Below are 15,511 nucleotides of genomic sequence, written 5' to 3' on the forward strand. Positions count from 1 at the left end.
GATCGTGGCGAGCTTGGTGGCGGGCGCCACCAGCAGGCCGACAATCTTGGCACGCAGTTCGTCCAGCGACGGCATCGTCGCGAGCGCCTTGACGCCGTTCACGTCGAGGGACGTCGCACCCATCGCTCCGCCGACGATTTCCAACTTGTCGTTGGTCTTCGCGAAATCGACCACCACCTTGGCGGCCGCGACGGGATCGATGGAACTGGCAAGACCGACCGGCCCGGTGAGCATGTCGCCCAGCGAGAGATAGTCGGTGCCGTCCAGCGCGATCCTGGCAAGCTTGTTCTTCGAGACCTTGTAGGTCGCCCCTGCCTCACGCATCTTCGTCCTGAGCTGCGTCGATTGCGCGACGGTCAGGCCGAGGTTGCGGGTGATGACCACCACGCCAACCTCGGAGAAGGTCTGCTTGAGATCGGCGACGGCCGCGGCCTTTTGAGCACGATCCATGCCATTCTCCACGTTCAGGGCTTGCCGAAACAAGCCCGGTTCAAACGACCATGCGGCACCGCCGCACAGCCAGATTTCCGTCGATAAGGGGCATGGCGCCTGGCCGCTTGCTCATGGAGAGCGGCAGTCCGGTCGCTTTCGCGAACCGATGAATTCCATTCCCCGTCTAGGCAGGACATTAAGCGGAGAAACCCCGCACCTGCTGTCTCGGACGGTAACGCGCGATCCGGACGAGCCGGTTCGAGCGAAGGCGCGCCAATATACGAGCGCACCGCGAAGTCAACCTTTCGCATGGCGCGCGGCGTGCTATCACTGATGTAAATAACGGGAGAGAGTGATGACCGGAAAGCTGTTGTTCGCCACGGTGGCGAGCCTTGCCCTGCTGAGCGGATGCGGTGGACCCAAGACCGACGCCAACGGCTTCACGATCGATCCCGATTTCGAGAAGCACCTGCAGCAGCAATTGCTCGATGCCAAGCCGGGCGACATCGTCACTATCCCGGCGGGCAAATACAAGCTGACCAAGAGCCTGAGCCTGACCGCCGACGGCGTGACGGTGAAGGGCGCGGGGATGGACAAGACCATCCTGTCATTCGCCGGACAGACCTCCGGCGCCGAGGGAATGCTGGTCACCGGCGACGACTTTACGCTGCAGGACTTGGCGCTCGAGGACACCAAGGGCGATGCGCTGAAGGTCAACGGGGTCAAGAACACCGTCATCCGCCGCGTCCGCGCGGAATGGACTGGCGGAGGCAAGACATCGAACGGCGCGTACGGCCTCTATCCGGTGCAGGTCACCAACGTGCTGATCGAGGGCAGCGTGGTAAAGGGCGCGTCGGACGCCGGCATCTATGTCGGGCAATCGACCAACATCATCGTCCGCGACAATCGCGCGGAAGGCAACGTCGCCGGGATCGAGATCGAGAATTCGACCGGCGCCGATGTCTACGGCAACACGGCGACGGGCAATACCGGCGGTATTCTCGTGTTCAACATGCCGAACTTGCCGGTCCCGGGCAGCAAGACGCGCGTGTTCAAGAACAAGGTCGCGAACAACAATCACGCCAATTTCGGGGCGGCGGGGAGTGCTGTCAGCTCGGTCCCGCCGGGGTCGGGGATCATCGTCAACTCGAACGACCTGGTCGAGATTTTCGACAACGACATCGCCGACAACCAGACCGCGAACGTCATCATCTCAAGCTATTATTCGACCGGGTTCGACACCAAGAAGGGTGTTGCCACGGCGTACGATCCGTTCCCGCAGAACATCTATGTCACCGGCAACCGCTTCGTCGGCGGTGGGACCAATCCGGGGACCAAGTACGCACCGCTAAAGGTTCTGAGCGGCGGCGCATTGCCTGCGGTGCTATGGGATGGGTTCGTCGATCCCAAGGTGCCCAAGGCGGGGATCTGCGTCCAGAACGGCGACGCCAAGCTGCTCAACGCCGACGGCCCGCACAAGTTCGCAGGCGCGAAGATCGATCCGGGTGTGGATTGCGCACCCGTTGCGCGGCTGCCCGAGATCAAATTACCCGACAGCATGACCAAGGAGAAATGATGGGCGTGCGGCTGCTCGCCATCGTCGCCGCATTGCTGTTCGTCGCCGGTTGCCTCCATTCGGGCGGCGACCGCGTGACGTTCATCGCCGAGGGCAATCCGGAAAAGCTATCCGACTGGGGGCTATTCACCGTCGCCAACGGCCGGATCGCGCCGCATGCCGGGATGGTGACGTACGAACTCAACAGTCCGTTGTTCAGCGATTACGCGCAAAAATGGCGGGCGGTGTGGATGCCCAAGGGCGTTGCGGCGACATACGATCCCGCGAAGTCGTTCGATTTCCCGGTCGGCACGATCGTCACCAAGACTTTTTACTACACGACGCCCGCCGAAGCCACGTCTCCCCAGACCAGCGACCGCGTGGTGAAGATGACGCCCGCGAGCTACCAGAACGGCGTCACTGGCCTCGACCTCAAGCACGTCCGGCTGATCGAGACTCGCCTGCTGGTCCGCCGCGCCGAGGGCTGGGTCGCGTTCCCCTATGTGTGGAACGCCGAAGGAACCGACGCGAGCCTCGAACGCACCGGCGCCGACGTGCCGCTGACCTTCGTCGATGGCGCAAGCCGGACTCGCTTCACCTATTCAGTCCCCAACCAGAACCAGTGCGCCGGATGCCACGCGCAGGATTTCCGTGACCGCAAGATTTCGCCGATCGGGCTCAAGGCGCGGCACCTCAACCGCGTCTTTCCGGGCGAAGGCGGGGAGATCAACCAGCTCCAGCGGCTCATCGCGATGGGTTATCTCAAAGGCGTGCCGTCGGCCGGCGTTCCACAGAATGCCAATTGGGAAGATGTGACCCTCGATACCGCGCCGCGCGCGCGGGCCTATCTCGACATCAATTGCAGTCATTGCCACAGCCCGACCGGCGCCGCGCGCACCTCCGGGCTGTGGCTCGACGCCGCGACCGTCGATCCCCGACTGCTCGGCATGTGCAAGCCCCCTGTCGCCGCGGGCCGTGGCACCGGCAACCGCCCGTTCGATGTGGTGCCCGGGCACCCCGAAACCTCGATCATCCCCTATCGCCTGGCGAGCACAGACCCCGGCGAGATGATGCCTGAGCTCGGACGGTCGCTGACGCACAAGGAGGGGGTCGCGCTGATCACGAACTACGTCCTGACGCTAAAGGGCGCGTGCGAGCGAGAGGATGGCCCGGCCCGCTAGCCTTGCCGATCGGGTCTCACCGCCATAAGGTTGCTGTTGAAAACTGGAATCGCGGGCGCTCACGACCCGCCGCCAGCACAGGATGGGGTGGGAATGGCGACGATCACCTATATCGAGCATGACGGCACCGAGCATCCCCAGCGGGTCGAGACCGGCTGGAGCGTGATGGAGGGGGCGGTCAAGAATGGCGTGCCCGGAATCGACGCCGATTGCGGCGGCGCGTGCGGGTGCGCGACGTGCCATGTCTATGTCGACCCGGCTTGGCTCGCCGCGACGGGGACGCGCACCGAGCCCGAGGCCGAGATGCTCGAATTCGCCGAGAACGTCGCCGACAACAGCCGCCTGTCGTGCCAGATCGAGGTAACCGACGCGCTCGACGGCTTGATCGTCCGCATGCCCGAAAGCCAGCACTGACCCCGTTTCGAAGGACCGAACGATGAGCACTGCGCCAGCCCAGATTCTCGAAGACGCAAAGTCGATCGCCTATGCGACTCCGATCGACCAGATCGACCCGGCGCAGGCCAAATTGTTCCAGGACAACGAGATGTGGTGGAATTTTGAGCGGCTGCGCAAGGAAGACCCGGTGCATCTGGCGGAAAGCCCGCTCTACGGCCCCTATTGGTCGATCACCAAGTTCAACGACATCATGGCGGTCGATACCGATCACCACAATTTCTCGTCCGAGCCGGGGATCACGCTGGTCACGCTGACCGATCAGGCCAGCCCACTGCTGCCCGGCCTGTCGAGCTTCATCTCGATGGACCCGCCGCGCCACGACGTGCAGCGCAAGACCGTCAGCCCCGCGGTGTCGCCGACCAATTTGCAGATTCTCGAGCCGCTGATCCGCGAGCGCGCCGCCGCGATCCTCGACCGATTGCCGATCGGCGAGGAGTTCGAATGGGTCGAAAACGTCTCGCGCGAATTGACCGCGATGACGCTCGCGACGCTGTTCGGCATGCCGCAGGAGGACCGGCGCCGGCTGACCTATTGGTCCGACGTGGTGACCGCCGTCCCAGGCCACGGCGTGGTCGAAACGCGTGAGGAAAAGATCGGTATCTTCATGGAGTATCGCGATTATTTCATGAAGCTGTGGAACGCCCGCGTGAACGAAGAACCGACCGGCGATCTGATCTCGATGCTCGCCCACGGGGCGGAGACGCGGAACATGACGCCGGAGGAATATTTCGGCAACGTCATCCTGCTGACGGTCGGCGGCAACGACACCACGCGCAACACGATCACCGGGTCGGTCTACGCGCTCGACCGCAATCCGGATCAATATGCGAAGCTGGTGGCGAACCCGAGCCTGATCCCGTCGATGGTGTCCGAAACGATCCGCTGGCAGACCCCGCTGGCGTACATGAAGCGCCGCGCGACGCGCGACGTCGAGTTTCTCGGCAAGACGATCCGCGAGGGCGACACGGTCGCGATGTGGTACGTCTCGGGCAACCGCGACGACGAAGTGATCGATCGCCCCAACGACTATATCATCGACCGCGCGCGCCCGCGTCAGCACATGTCGTTCGGGTTCGGCGTGCACCGCTGCGTCGGCAACCGCCTCGCCGAATTGCAGCTCAAGGTGATCTGGGAAGAGATGATGAAGCGCTTTCCGGAGATCAACGTGGTCGGCGAGCCCAAGCGCACCTTCTCAACCTTCGTGAAGGGGTATGAATCGATGCAGGTGGTGATCCCGCGCCGGCACTGAGGCGTCAGGTAAGCTTCACCAGCATCGTGTCGAGCGCCTGCAGGAAGCGCGAGCGGTCGCTTTTCGAGAAGGCCGGCGGCCCGCCGAGTTGATCCCCGCCGGCGCGCAAATCGGCCATGATCGCGCGGGTGGCGATGGCGCTGCCGATCGAACTGGTGGTGAAGGGCTTGCCGGTCGGCGAGAGCACGGATGCCCCGGCTTTCAGACACCGATCGGCGAGCAATATGTCGGCCGTCACCACCACCGCGCCGGGTCCGGCGCGTTCGGCGATCCAGTCGTCGGCGGCGTCGAACCCGTCGCTTACCACCACGCGGTCGATCAGCGGATGCGCGGGGACGCGGATCGGCGAATTGCTGACGATCATGACGGGCACCTCAAGCCGCCACGCAACCTTGTAGATCTCGTCCTTCACCGGGCAAGCGTCGGCATCGACCAGGATGCGGCGGGAAATATTGGTCATCGGTTCAGCAAAACCTGCCTCAGCCTTTCATCCGTCATCCTGAACTTGTTTCAGGATCCAACTCTCCGCCAGCGAAGGCGGAGATTGCGACGCGATGGATGCTGAAACAAGTTCAGCATGACGGCGGGAAGTAAGGGCCGTCGCGTCAATTCAGGATTGTGGCCGGCGCGGCGCGCCCTTGCCGGCGAAGCCGCCCGGGCCCTTGCGGTGCGCGTGGGTCGGCTTGTGACGGCCCGGCGGAGGTCCCTGGCGGCGCGGAGCGGGCGGACGATCGTCGCGCGGCGCGGCGGGTTGCAGCGTCGCGCGGGCGGGTGCCGCCGGCTTCTGCGGCCCGTCGACCGGCTGGATGCGGATGCCGCTATCGTCCTCGCCGTCCTGCCCCGCGCTCTTGATCACCGCGGCGGCGAAGCGCGCGGCGATCGGGCGGGGGATCTGGAAGCCGGTCTCGTTAGCCTGGATGCGGATCGCGCCGACCTCGTTCTTGGTGATCCCGCCGCGGCGGCAGATCAGCGGCAGCAGCCAGCGCGGGTCGGCGTTCTGGCGGCGGCCGACGTTCATCACGAACCACACGGTGTCGTCGAAGCCCGGGCGATGGTGCTGCTTGTCGGGCGACAGGTTCGGGTTGGGCGATGCCGCGAGCAACTCCTCGGGCTGCGGCATCGACGCGCGATGCGCGTGGACCAAAGCGGCGGCGATATCCTCGGGCGACTTCTTCGCCATCAGCTCGGCGGCCAGCGCGCGATCCTCGTCGTCGATCTCGACCTCGGCCAGCATCGCCTCGAGCATGCGCTCGCGGTCCTTGGTGCGGATGTCCTCGGGCGTCGGCACCGGCATCCACGCGAAGTCGATTCGCGCGCCGCGCAGCATCATCTCGACGCGCTTGCGGCGCGGGAAGGGGACGATGAGGACGGCGGTACCCTTCTTGCCCGCGCGGCCCGTGCGGCCCGAGCGGTGCTGGAGCGTCTCGGCATCGCGCGGCAATTCGACGTGGACGACCAGACTCAACGTCGGCAGATCGATCCCGCGCGCGGCGACATCGGTCGCGACGCAGACGCGCGCGCGCCGGTCGCGCATCGCCTGAAGCGCGTGGTTGCGCTCCTGCTGGCTATGCTCGCCCGACAGCGCGACTGCGGCGAACCCGCGCTCGACCAGGCTGGCGTGGAGGTGGCGGACATTGTCGCGAGTCGCGCAGAACAGCAACGCCGTCTCCGCCTCGTGGAAACGCAGCAGGTTGATCACGGCATGCTCGATGTCCGACGGGCTGACCGCGATCGCCTGATACGCGATGTCGCCATGCCCGCGATCCTCGCCGACAGTCGAGATGCGCAACGCGTCGTTCTGATACTTTTTCGCCAGCGCGACGATCTGGCGGGGCATCGTCGCCGAAAACATCAACGTGCGGCGTTCGCGCGGGGTCGCGTCGAGCAGCGTCTCGAGGTCCTCGCGGAATCCCATGTCGAGCATCTCGTCGGCCTCGTCGAGCACCGCGACTTTGATCGCCGACAGGTCGAGCGCGCCGCGCTCGCCATGATCCTTCAGCCGGCCCGGCGTGCCGACGACGATATGCGCGCCGTGGCTCAGCGAGCGGCGTTCGCGGCTGGCATCCATCCCGCCGACGCAGGTCGCGATGCGCGCGCCGGCCTTGGCGTAGAGCCACGACAATTCCTTGGCGACCTGCAGCGCCAGTTCGCGCGTCGGCGCGATCACCAGAGCCATCGGCGCGCCGGCCTGCGGCAAGTTGCCGTCCTCGAGCAACTGATCGGCGATCGCCATTCCGAACGCGACGGTCTTGCCCGATCCGGTCTGGGCAGACACGAGCAAGTCGCGGCCGTGCGCCGCGGGTTCGCTGACGTGCGTCTGGACTGGCGTCAGTTTTTCATAACCCTTGGCGACGAGCGCTTCGGACAGGGCGGGGGGAAGGTGCGAAAAGGACATGCGGTCTCAACAACGAAGCGTTCGGCCCAGGCGAACGCGCCGGGCCGGAAACGGGATGGAAATGGGGATTGCGTCGCCCGTACGTCAAAATCGCTCGATTGGAAAGCTTGCCGCCGCGGGGCCCGGTTACCATCTCCCCTGACGCAATCCTCCAACGCAAAGATGCCCGCATGACGATCCCCGCCGATTCCGTCTGGTTCATCACAGGTTGCTCGACCGGGTTCGGGCACGAACTGGCCAAGCTGGTGCTCGCCAATGGCTGGCGCGCCGTCGTCACCGCACGCGGCAAGGACCGCGTCGCCGATCTCGCCGCGATCGCCCCCGACCGCGCGCTGGCGCTCGACCTCGATGTAACCGACGCGGGCCAGATCGACGCGGCGGTGAAGGCCGCGACCGAGCGGTTCGGGCGGATCGACGTGCTCGTCAACAATGCGGGCTATGGCTACCAATCGTCCGTCGAAGAGGGTGTCGACCGGGACATCCGCGACCAGTTCGAGGCCAATGTGTTCGGCCTGTTCGCGATGACTCGCGCAGTGCTGCCCATAATGCGCGCGCAGAAGAGCGGCAACGTGGTCAACATCACCTCGGTCGGCGGACTGACCGGCTTTGCCTCGTCGGGCTATTATTCGGCGACCAAGCATGCAGTGGAGGGCTTTTCGGAATCGCTGCGCGCGGAGGTTGGACCGCTCGGTATCGCGGTGACCTGCGTCGAGCCGGGGCCGTTCCGCACCGATTGGGCGGGGCGCTCGCTGCACCAGACCAAAAGTACGATCCCAGATTACGCCGACAGCGCCGCTGCGCGGATGGCGACGACCAGCGGCTATAGCGGCCAACAGCCCGGCGACCCGGTCCGTGCCGGCGAAGCGATCATCGTCGCGGTCGAGCGCGCCGATCCGCCGCACCAGCTGGTCTTGGGCAAGTTCGCTTACGAGACAGCGACGACGCTGTATCGCAAGCGGCTGGCGGCGATCGAGGCCGACCGCGACCTCAGCCTGAGCGCCGACTTCCCGGCGATGGCGGAGGCCTAAAGCACCCGCGAGATCGCGTCGCGCAACGCGGCGGGATCATCCGCCGGCACTAACGTCAGCCCAGGCTGCGGCGGCAGGCCGCACGCCGGAGTGGCGATCACCGGCACATCGGCGGCCAGCGCACGCAGCAACGTGCGCGGGTTGTGTTCGACCAAGGCTGGCAACACGACCGCGGCGAGTTCGGCCGGCATCTCGCCTGGGCCGAGCAGTAGCACGTCGAAACCGTTCCAGAAGCCCGGCTGGTCTTGGCCCGCTCGCTCGAACAGCAGCGCGATATCGAGCCCCGCCAGCGCGGCGCGCATCGCATGGATACCTTTGCGCGCCAGAGCGGGGCCGGCGAACATTATCGTTCTTCCGCTGCAACGAGTGGCCAGTGGGCCGGGCGGCTGCCAGTCGATCACCTCGACCCGCGCTTCCGGAAAGCACGCCGCGACCGCGCGATGCGGCGTGATCAGCCGCGCCGCCGCGCCAAGCGCCTCGCGCTCCGCCAGGGCGGTCGATGTCGGGGCGCGAAAATCGCCGAGTGTCGGGCTGTCGGGATGACGCGCCGCCGCGGCGTCGAGCAGGTCGTGTAGCCGGTCCATCGGCAGGCGGTCGAGCAGCACGTCGAAACTGCGCCCGCGCAAGACGCCGAGCCGCCAGAGATGCGGCAGCAGCGGCTGCGCGATCACGAGATGCGTGTGGCGTGCCTCGATCCGCCGCGCATAGGCGGCCGCCAACCGCGCGTCGGCGGCGAGCAGGATTGCGGCGCGCGGTTGCCCTTTCGATGCGGTGCGCAACGCGAACGATCGCTGCATGACGGCCAGGTCGGCGGTGTACTCGGGTGCGATTGCTGGCCAACCGCCAACGTACCTACCGATCCGGCGCGATGGCAGCATCAGCACATCGGCCTCGCCGACGCGCTCGCCATACAGGCCCGCGAATTCCGGAGTCGCTGCATCGACCAGCCACGCGGTTGGCGTGCCCTCTACGGCGATGTCCGGCTTATGGCGATGGCACGATATCTCGCCGCAGCTCAGGCAATCGTGTGCGGCAAGGCCGGTCAGCATATCGGCAATCGGCGCGGGCATCACATCGCCGAACCCGCGTATCGATACTTCCAATGCGTCGGCGGTGAGGGTGGCATCGACGCGAAATGCCCGGCGCGACCGCACGCGGAAATCGAGATAGTTCCAGAATACAGTCGCATCGCGCCCAGCGGCGGCGCGCGATCCGGGGACGATGCGGGTATGCGCGTGGCGCTCGACCACTTCTAGCCCGGCGTCGATCGCCGCTTCATAGAGAGCGTTCGACAACTGACACAATCCGCCCCCGACAGTCGCAATCATGCAGCCTTCGCGCAGCTCGCGTCCTTCGACGTAGCCGTGCCGCCGCAGCGGCTTGCCGACCTGGCGCCAGAAGCTCAGCACCTCGCCCGCGCCGATTTCGATCCCGTCGAGCCCGGCGATCGCCGTGCGCAAATTCTGAATCTTGCCCGCGTTGAGCGCGCGGTCCTTGGCGCCGCCGCTCGTCGTCCAGAGCGGCGAGGTGACCTTGGCGAGCACCGGCGCGTCGATCAGCGCGGTTCCCGCGCGATGCCGCTTGGGCGCATCGGCGAAGTCGCGCCCCGCGCGGCGGAGCCGCAATAGCGCCGCCTTACCCTCGAACACCCAATTGCCGATCCGCGTCGGCACCGTCCGGTCGGGCAGCGCCATCACGTTCGCCAGCCGATCGCTCATCCGCCGCCTCCCGCGTTCAGTATCGCCGAGCGATGGATGCTTAAGCAAATCAAAACGCGCACACCGTAGACCGTTGGGATGATCGGGGGCCAGGCATGAGCGGCGCGGTGGCGCGGAGCGGCGGGGGCGAGCATTTCGTCATGCTCGACGGCTTGCGCGGCGTCGCGGCGTTGCTCGTCGTTGCGCACCATCTCGAACGCTCCGGGCTCGACCTCGGACTTTTTTCACGCGCCTATCTGGCGGTCGATTTCTTCTTCATGCTCAGCGGCTTCGTGCTGTCGCGCGCCTATGACCACCGCTTTGCGGCGGGGTTGGGTTGGGCGGCGTTCATGAAGCTCCGGCTGCGGCGGTTGTGGCCGACCATGGCGATCGGCATCGCACTCGGCGTCGCGGTGGCGTGGGGCGGGGCGATGGCGCCCGATCTGCTCGCGATCCGCACGGTGGCGGCGTTGCTCTTCGTGCCGCTGGCGATCGGCACGGTGCACGTGTTCGTGCTCGACGGGGTGCAATGGTCGTTATTCTTCGAACTGTTCGCCAACGCGCTCCACGGCGGGCCGCTCAAACGCGTGCCGGTCGCCTCGTTGATCCGCTTGCTGATCGTGTCGGTCGCTCTGCTGTTCGGGGTCGCGTATCTCCACGGCGACCTTACCGTCGGGCACGTCACCGCCGGGTGGATCGGCGGGTTCGCCCGCGTGATGGCGGCGTATGTCGCCGGGATGCTGCTCTATCGCTTGTGGTGCCGGATCGGGGAAAGCGCGCCGCGGCCGAACGCCGGCTGGGCGCTGGCGGGCCTGGTAGCCGCGCTGACGGCGCCCGCGCTGTTCCCGACAGCGTGGTGGTGGGTCGATCCGCTGGTCGTCGTTACATTGTTCCCGGCCGTTCTGTGGTTTGGTGCGACCGCTGCGGTTGCCCCGCGCTGGCGCGGGCTGGCGGCGGTCAGCGGTGCAATTTCCTACCCGCTTTACGCTTTCCACATGCCGCTGCTCGCACTCGGCGAGCGGCTCGGCGACGCAGTAGGCGGGGCAGGGATGGCGGGCCTCAGGTTGGCCGGGGTCGCGCTGTCGATCGCTTTCGCGTGGTGGTGGTCGCAGGCGAAATGGCGGTTGCCGCGCTTGGCGGTCAGGCGTGGATTTTCAGCGCCGCGTTCATCAGTGTGACCAGCGCGAAGCCGAGCGCGACGGCGATCAGCAACCAGTAGCCTGGCCCGAACGCGGTCGCGCGGTCGGGGTCTGAGGTGTCGTACCAGATCGTGTGCGCGCCGTCGGGCCGCCAGCCGGTGCGGACGTAGCGCTTGACCTCGGCGACGTGGCGTTCGCCATCCGCGTCCTCGTAATGAACGGTTTCCTCGATCAGCCGCTGGTTATCACCATCGGTAATGCGCCAGCCGCGCAGCATGCCGAAGCCCCAGAAATCGTCGGTGCGCTCGGCATCGGTATAGTCGGTTGCCCACACCACCGCCGCCGCCGGCCGCCATGCGGCGAACAACGTCACCGCACGGTACAGGCAATAGAGCAAGCCGAGCGTCAGCGCCGGCGCCGCGAAGGTGATGAAGTCCCGCATCCCGCGAGTGCATCTAGCGGCGAAATATCACGAACCGGTAAAAGCGAAAGGGCCGGGAGTTTCCCCCCGGCCCTTCGCTATTGGTCGTCAGAAGCTTGGGAAGCTTACGCTCCGGCGACTTCCGCCGTGTCAATCTTGAGCCCCGGGCCCATCGTCGAGGAGATCGCGACCTTCTTGACGTACTTGCCCTTGGCGCCGGTCGGCTTGGCCTTGACGATGGCGTCGAGCAGCGCGTCGAAATTGGCGCGCAGGTCCGCCGCCGGGAAGCTGGCCTTGCCGATTCCCGAATGGATGAGTCCGGCCTTTTCGACTCGGTATTCGATCTGGCCGCCCTTGTCCGCCTTGACCGCGGCGGCGAAGTCCATCGTCACCGTGCCGAGCTTCGGGTTCGGCATCATGCCCTTGGGGCCGAGCACCTTGCCGAGGCGCCCGACGACACCCATCATGTCGGGGGTCGCGATGCAGCGGTCGAAATCGATCGTGCCGCCCTGGACGATCTCCATCAGATCCTCCGCACCGACCACGTCGGCACCGGCTTCGCGCGCCTCGTCGGCCTTCGCGCCCTTGGCGAACACGCCGACGCGCACGGTCTTGCCGGTGCCCTTGGGGAGCGTGACGACGCCGCGGACCATCTGGTCGGCGTGGCGGGGATCGACGCCCAAATTGAGCGCGACTTCGATCGTTTCGTCGAACTTCGACGTCGCGTTGGCCTTGGCCAGCCCGATCGCTTCATCGACGCCGTGCAGCTTCTCGCGATCCACGGTGATGGCTTTCGCCTTCTTGCTAACGAATGCCATGATCTCAGCCCTCCACCACTTCGAGGCCCATCGCGCGGGCGGAGCCTTCGATGATGCGGGTCGCCGCTTCCATGTCGTTGGCGTTCAAATCCTTCATCTTCTGCTCGGCGATCGCGGTCAGCGCGCTGCGCTTGATCTTGCCCGCACTGATCTTGCCCGGCTCCTTCGAACCCGACTTCAGGTTCGCGGCCTTCTTGATCAGGAAGCTCGCCGGCGGCGTCTTGGTCTCGAACGAGAACGAACGGTCGGCATAGACGGTAATGACGGTCGGGATTGGCGCGTTCTTCTCAAGGTCGCCCGTCGCGGCGTTGAACGCCTTGCAGAATTCCATGATATTGACGCCGCGCTGGCCAAGCGCCGGGCCGATCGGCGGCGACGGATTGGCGGCGCCGGCGGGCACCTGCAGCTTGATATAGCCGGTAATCTTCTTTGCCATTTTTCTCACTCTGTTGCGGGCTGCTGAAAGCATCCCGTTCAAGTTTAGCGGTACAAGCGAGCGCGAACGCCCTCCCGCAAATTCCCAACGCTGTCGCTTTGGAAGGGCGCGCCACTAGCGGAACCGCGCGCCAATGGCAACCATTTCCGAGATGGCGGACGCTGGCTGGCGTGCGTAGGCGGCCGGGCGAAGCTGAGTGGCGAATTGGCCGCTGCGATGTCGAGGTGTCGGGACCTGCTCCTCCGGCCGGCGCACACGGCATTTCGGGACGGGGCCGAACCGGACATACTTGAAAAGGGGGATATTTTTCCGCCGGGCTTGCGGCAAATCAAGTTGGTTTCCGACCATCTCGTGATACCGTTTCGCTCGATAGTGGAGGATTGTATGGCGGACTTCGACGGCGGACCGGGCGACGAAACGTATAACGGCACGTCGGCCGACGAGGTCATCAACGGCAATGGCGGCAACGATACACTTGTCGGCAACGGGGGCGCCGACGTGATCGATGGCGGCGATGGCGACGATGCGCTCTATTCCGACGTCATCGCCGGGGCGTGGAACCGCCCCTATTACGGCAACCCCTATACGGCGCCGGCGCTCGACATCGGAACGGCGCACGACACGCTGACCGGCGGTATCGGTAACGATCTGCTGTCGGCGGGCTATGGCGACAGCGTCGACGGCGGCACGGGTTCCAACAGCCTGCTGATCAGCTTCATGGGCGCGACATCGGGCGTTACCGCCAATTTCAGTGCGCTCAACAGCGGTGGTTCGCTGACGATCGGCGGCGGCACCATTACCAACATCTCCTCGGTCTTATGGATTCAGGGCAGCAATTTCGCCGACACGATCAACGCGGGCAGTTCCGACGGTAACTTCGCGCCGGTGTTCGGCATGGGCGGCAACGATACCATCACCATGGGCTATTACACCGGCTCCGTATTCGGTGGCGACGGTAACGACACGATCGATGAGAGTGGGTCGGCATACGGCTCGCCGATCTATGGTGAAGACGGCGACGACGCGATCACCGGTCTCCACGATTTGTCCAACGCCTATGGCGGCGCGGGCAATGATACATTCTCCGGTTCGGGCACGATGTATGGCGGCATCGGCAACGATACATTCACACTGAGTGCATCCCCTTATGGCTCGACCGTATACGGCGAAGACGGCGACGACACGGTGAATGGCAGCGCGGGTAGCGACACCTTCTATGGCGGCGACGGCAACGATACGATCATCGGCGGCGGCGGCCGGGACTCGCTATACGGCGAAGCCGGCAACGACACGTTCAAGGTGAACACGACAGGCGATGTTGCGCCGGGCGAAGTGTTCGACGGCGGCACGGGCACCGACACGTTGTTCATCCACGCCATCAACAACGACTTGAGTAACGCGACGATTACCAGCGTCGAGACCCTGCACAGCTATTCGTATGCCTTGTCGCTCACCGCGGCGCAGCTCAACGCGTTCCAGACGCTGGAGGTCGACGATCTCACGCTGACCACAGCGGGTTCGATTTCGCTGGCCGGCAAGACGTACTCGATCGGCTTCCTGTCGAGTTCCATCACGCTGACCAATGCGGACACGGTGTTCGACGCCACCGGCGTCACGCTGATCAACGCCAGTATCGGCGTCAACGTTAACGGCGGCACCGGCAACGACACGATTACCGGCAGCGCCAAGAACGACAAGCTCGTGGGCGGCGCCGGCAACGACACGCTCGACGGCGGCGCGGGTCAGGACACGCTGACCGGCGGCACCGGGCTCGACATCATCCACGGCGGTGCCGACTACGACACGATCATCATCAACCAGGGCGATGTCGTCGCGGGCGAGGTTTACGACGGCGGGGCGGACAGCGCCCACCTGATCAACAACGCGAGCACGCAAATCGACCTCGGCACCGTGACGCTGACGTCGATCAATTGGTTGTCGTTCGGGCAGTATTTGCTGACGGCGGCGCAACTCGCGCAATTCGGCCAGTTCACCGGCGGCACCTTCACGCTGAAGGACGGCGGTGCGGTGACGCTCACCGCGGTGACCGATTATTCCCTCCGCACGACGATCAACCTCGCGGCGGTCGACACGGTGTTCACCGCGCCGCTGGCGGCGCCCTTCCCGGGCCCGATGGGCGGCAATTTGCTCGTCAACGGCAATATCGGCAACGACACGGTCGGCGGCACGAACAACATCGACACGCTCAACGGTGGCGACGGCAACGACACGCTGTACGGGTACAGCGGGTACGACACGCTGAACGGCGGCAACGGCGACGATCTGCTCGACGGCGGCAGCGGCCAGGATATCATGTACGGCGGAGCCGGCGACGACGTCTACATCGTCGATAATTCGAACGACACCGTGATCGAAGCGGCCGGCGAGGGCAACGACTTGATCAAATCGTCGGTCGATTACGTGCTTCGTGCAGGGTCCGAGGTCGAAACGGTGCGGCTGATCGGAACCGCGATCTATCTGACCGGCAATTCCGATCATCAGATCCTGGCCGGCAACGCCGGCAACAACACGATCGACGGCGGCGGCGGCGGCGACCGGATGAAGGGGGGCGCCGGTAACGACACCTATATCATCCGCAGTGCGGCGGACGTTATCGTGGAGGTGGCCGGCGAGGGCGACGATACCGCCAAGGCGGCGGTCAGCTATACGCTGAGCGCGGCGGCGCAGGTCGAGCATCTCTACA

At 65.5% G+C, this 15,511-nt stretch carries 14 protein-coding genes; 7 read left to right on the forward strand and 7 right to left on the reverse strand.

The features are described from left to right. The coding region (gene rplJ, locus JWM94_RS12085) for a 50S ribosomal protein L10 (protein WP_299427158.1) at positions 1–450 on the reverse strand (450 nt) is incomplete at its 3' end. A 337-nt stretch (positions 451–787) separates the two neighbouring features. Between rplJ and JWM94_RS12090 the strand changes: the two genes are divergently transcribed. The 4 genes from JWM94_RS12090 (at position 788) to JWM94_RS12105 (ending at position 4,873) form a co-directional block, all read left to right on the forward strand. Continuing rightward, complete coding sequence (locus JWM94_RS12090; protein ID WP_299427119.1) at positions 788–2,008, forward strand: parallel beta-helix domain-containing protein; 1,221 nt, start codon at positions 788–790, stop codon at positions 2,006–2,008. After that, complete coding sequence (locus tag JWM94_RS12095) at positions 2,008–3,168, forward strand: SO2930 family diheme c-type cytochrome (protein ID WP_299427122.1); 1,161 nt, start codon at positions 2,008–2,010, stop codon at positions 3,166–3,168. The genes JWM94_RS12090 and JWM94_RS12095 overlap by 1 nt, the downstream gene beginning before the upstream one ends. Positions 3,169–3,261: 93 nt before the next feature. Beyond that, entirely contained in the window at positions 3,262–3,582 is a 321-nt protein-coding gene (locus JWM94_RS12100) for a 2Fe-2S iron-sulfur cluster-binding protein (RefSeq protein ID WP_299427125.1), read from the forward strand. A 22-nt stretch (positions 3,583–3,604) separates the two neighbouring features. Then, complete coding sequence (locus JWM94_RS12105; protein ID WP_299427128.1) at positions 3,605–4,873, forward strand: cytochrome P450; 1,269 nt, start codon at positions 3,605–3,607, stop codon at positions 4,871–4,873. A gap of 4 nt (positions 4,874–4,877) precedes the next feature. Here JWM94_RS12105 and JWM94_RS12110 read toward each other — a convergent pair whose 3' ends face one another. Both JWM94_RS12110 and JWM94_RS12115 read right to left on the reverse strand, forming a co-directional pair. Further along, complete coding sequence (locus JWM94_RS12110; RefSeq protein ID WP_299427131.1) at positions 4,878–5,333, reverse strand: YaiI/YqxD family protein; 456 nt, start codon at positions 5,331–5,333, stop codon at positions 4,878–4,880. A 150-nt stretch (positions 5,334–5,483) separates the two neighbouring features. Continuing rightward, entirely contained in the window at positions 5,484–7,268 is a 1,785-nt protein-coding gene (locus tag JWM94_RS12115) for a DEAD/DEAH box helicase (protein ID WP_299427134.1), read from the reverse strand. 170 nt (positions 7,269–7,438) lie between these two features. Between JWM94_RS12115 and JWM94_RS12120 the strand changes: the two genes are divergently transcribed. Next, positions 7,439–8,296 carry an oxidoreductase gene (locus JWM94_RS12120; RefSeq protein WP_299427137.1) on the forward strand — a complete coding sequence of 286 codons (858 nt, stop codon included), beginning with the start codon at positions 7,439–7,441 and terminating at the stop codon, positions 8,294–8,296. Here the strand turns inward: JWM94_RS12120 and JWM94_RS12125 are convergent. Next, a complete protein-coding gene (locus JWM94_RS12125) occupies positions 8,293–10,014 on the reverse strand; it encodes a VanW family protein (RefSeq protein ID WP_299427140.1) in 1,722 nt (573 codons plus the stop codon). The genes JWM94_RS12120 and JWM94_RS12125 overlap by 4 nt on opposite strands. Before the next feature lie 95 nt (positions 10,015–10,109). On the opposite strand from JWM94_RS12125, the gene JWM94_RS12130 reads away from it, so the two are divergent. After that, a complete protein-coding gene (locus tag JWM94_RS12130) occupies positions 10,110–11,171 on the forward strand; it encodes an acyltransferase (protein WP_299427143.1) in 1,062 nt (353 codons plus the stop codon). Here the strand turns inward: JWM94_RS12130 and JWM94_RS12135 are convergent. From JWM94_RS12135 to rplK, 3 genes are all read right to left on the reverse strand, one after another. Beyond that, complete coding sequence (locus JWM94_RS12135; protein WP_299427146.1) at positions 11,134–11,574, reverse strand: hypothetical protein; 441 nt, start codon at positions 11,572–11,574, stop codon at positions 11,134–11,136. The two genes, JWM94_RS12130 and JWM94_RS12135, sit on opposite strands and share 38 nt — an antisense overlap. A gap of 104 nt (positions 11,575–11,678) precedes the next feature. Then, positions 11,679–12,371, reverse strand: coding sequence for a 50S ribosomal protein L1 (rplA, locus tag JWM94_RS12140; RefSeq protein WP_299427149.1), 693 nt, complete (start codon positions 12,369–12,371; stop codon positions 11,679–11,681). Positions 12,372–12,375: 4 nt separating this feature from the next. Further along, positions 12,376–12,807, reverse strand: a complete 432-nt coding sequence (gene rplK / locus JWM94_RS12145; protein WP_299427152.1) for a 50S ribosomal protein L11 — start codon at positions 12,805–12,807, stop codon at positions 12,376–12,378. Positions 12,808–13,191: 384 nt separating this feature from the next. On the opposite strand from rplK, the gene JWM94_RS12150 reads away from it, so the two are divergent. Next, positions 13,192–15,511 (forward strand): calcium-binding protein (locus JWM94_RS12150; RefSeq protein WP_299427155.1); only part of this gene is annotated, 2,320 nt, incomplete at its 3' end.

This window comes from Sphingomonas bacterium, from assembly GCF_028289855.1.
GTDB lineage: Bacteria > Pseudomonadota > Alphaproteobacteria > Sphingomonadales > Sphingomonadaceae > Sphingomonas.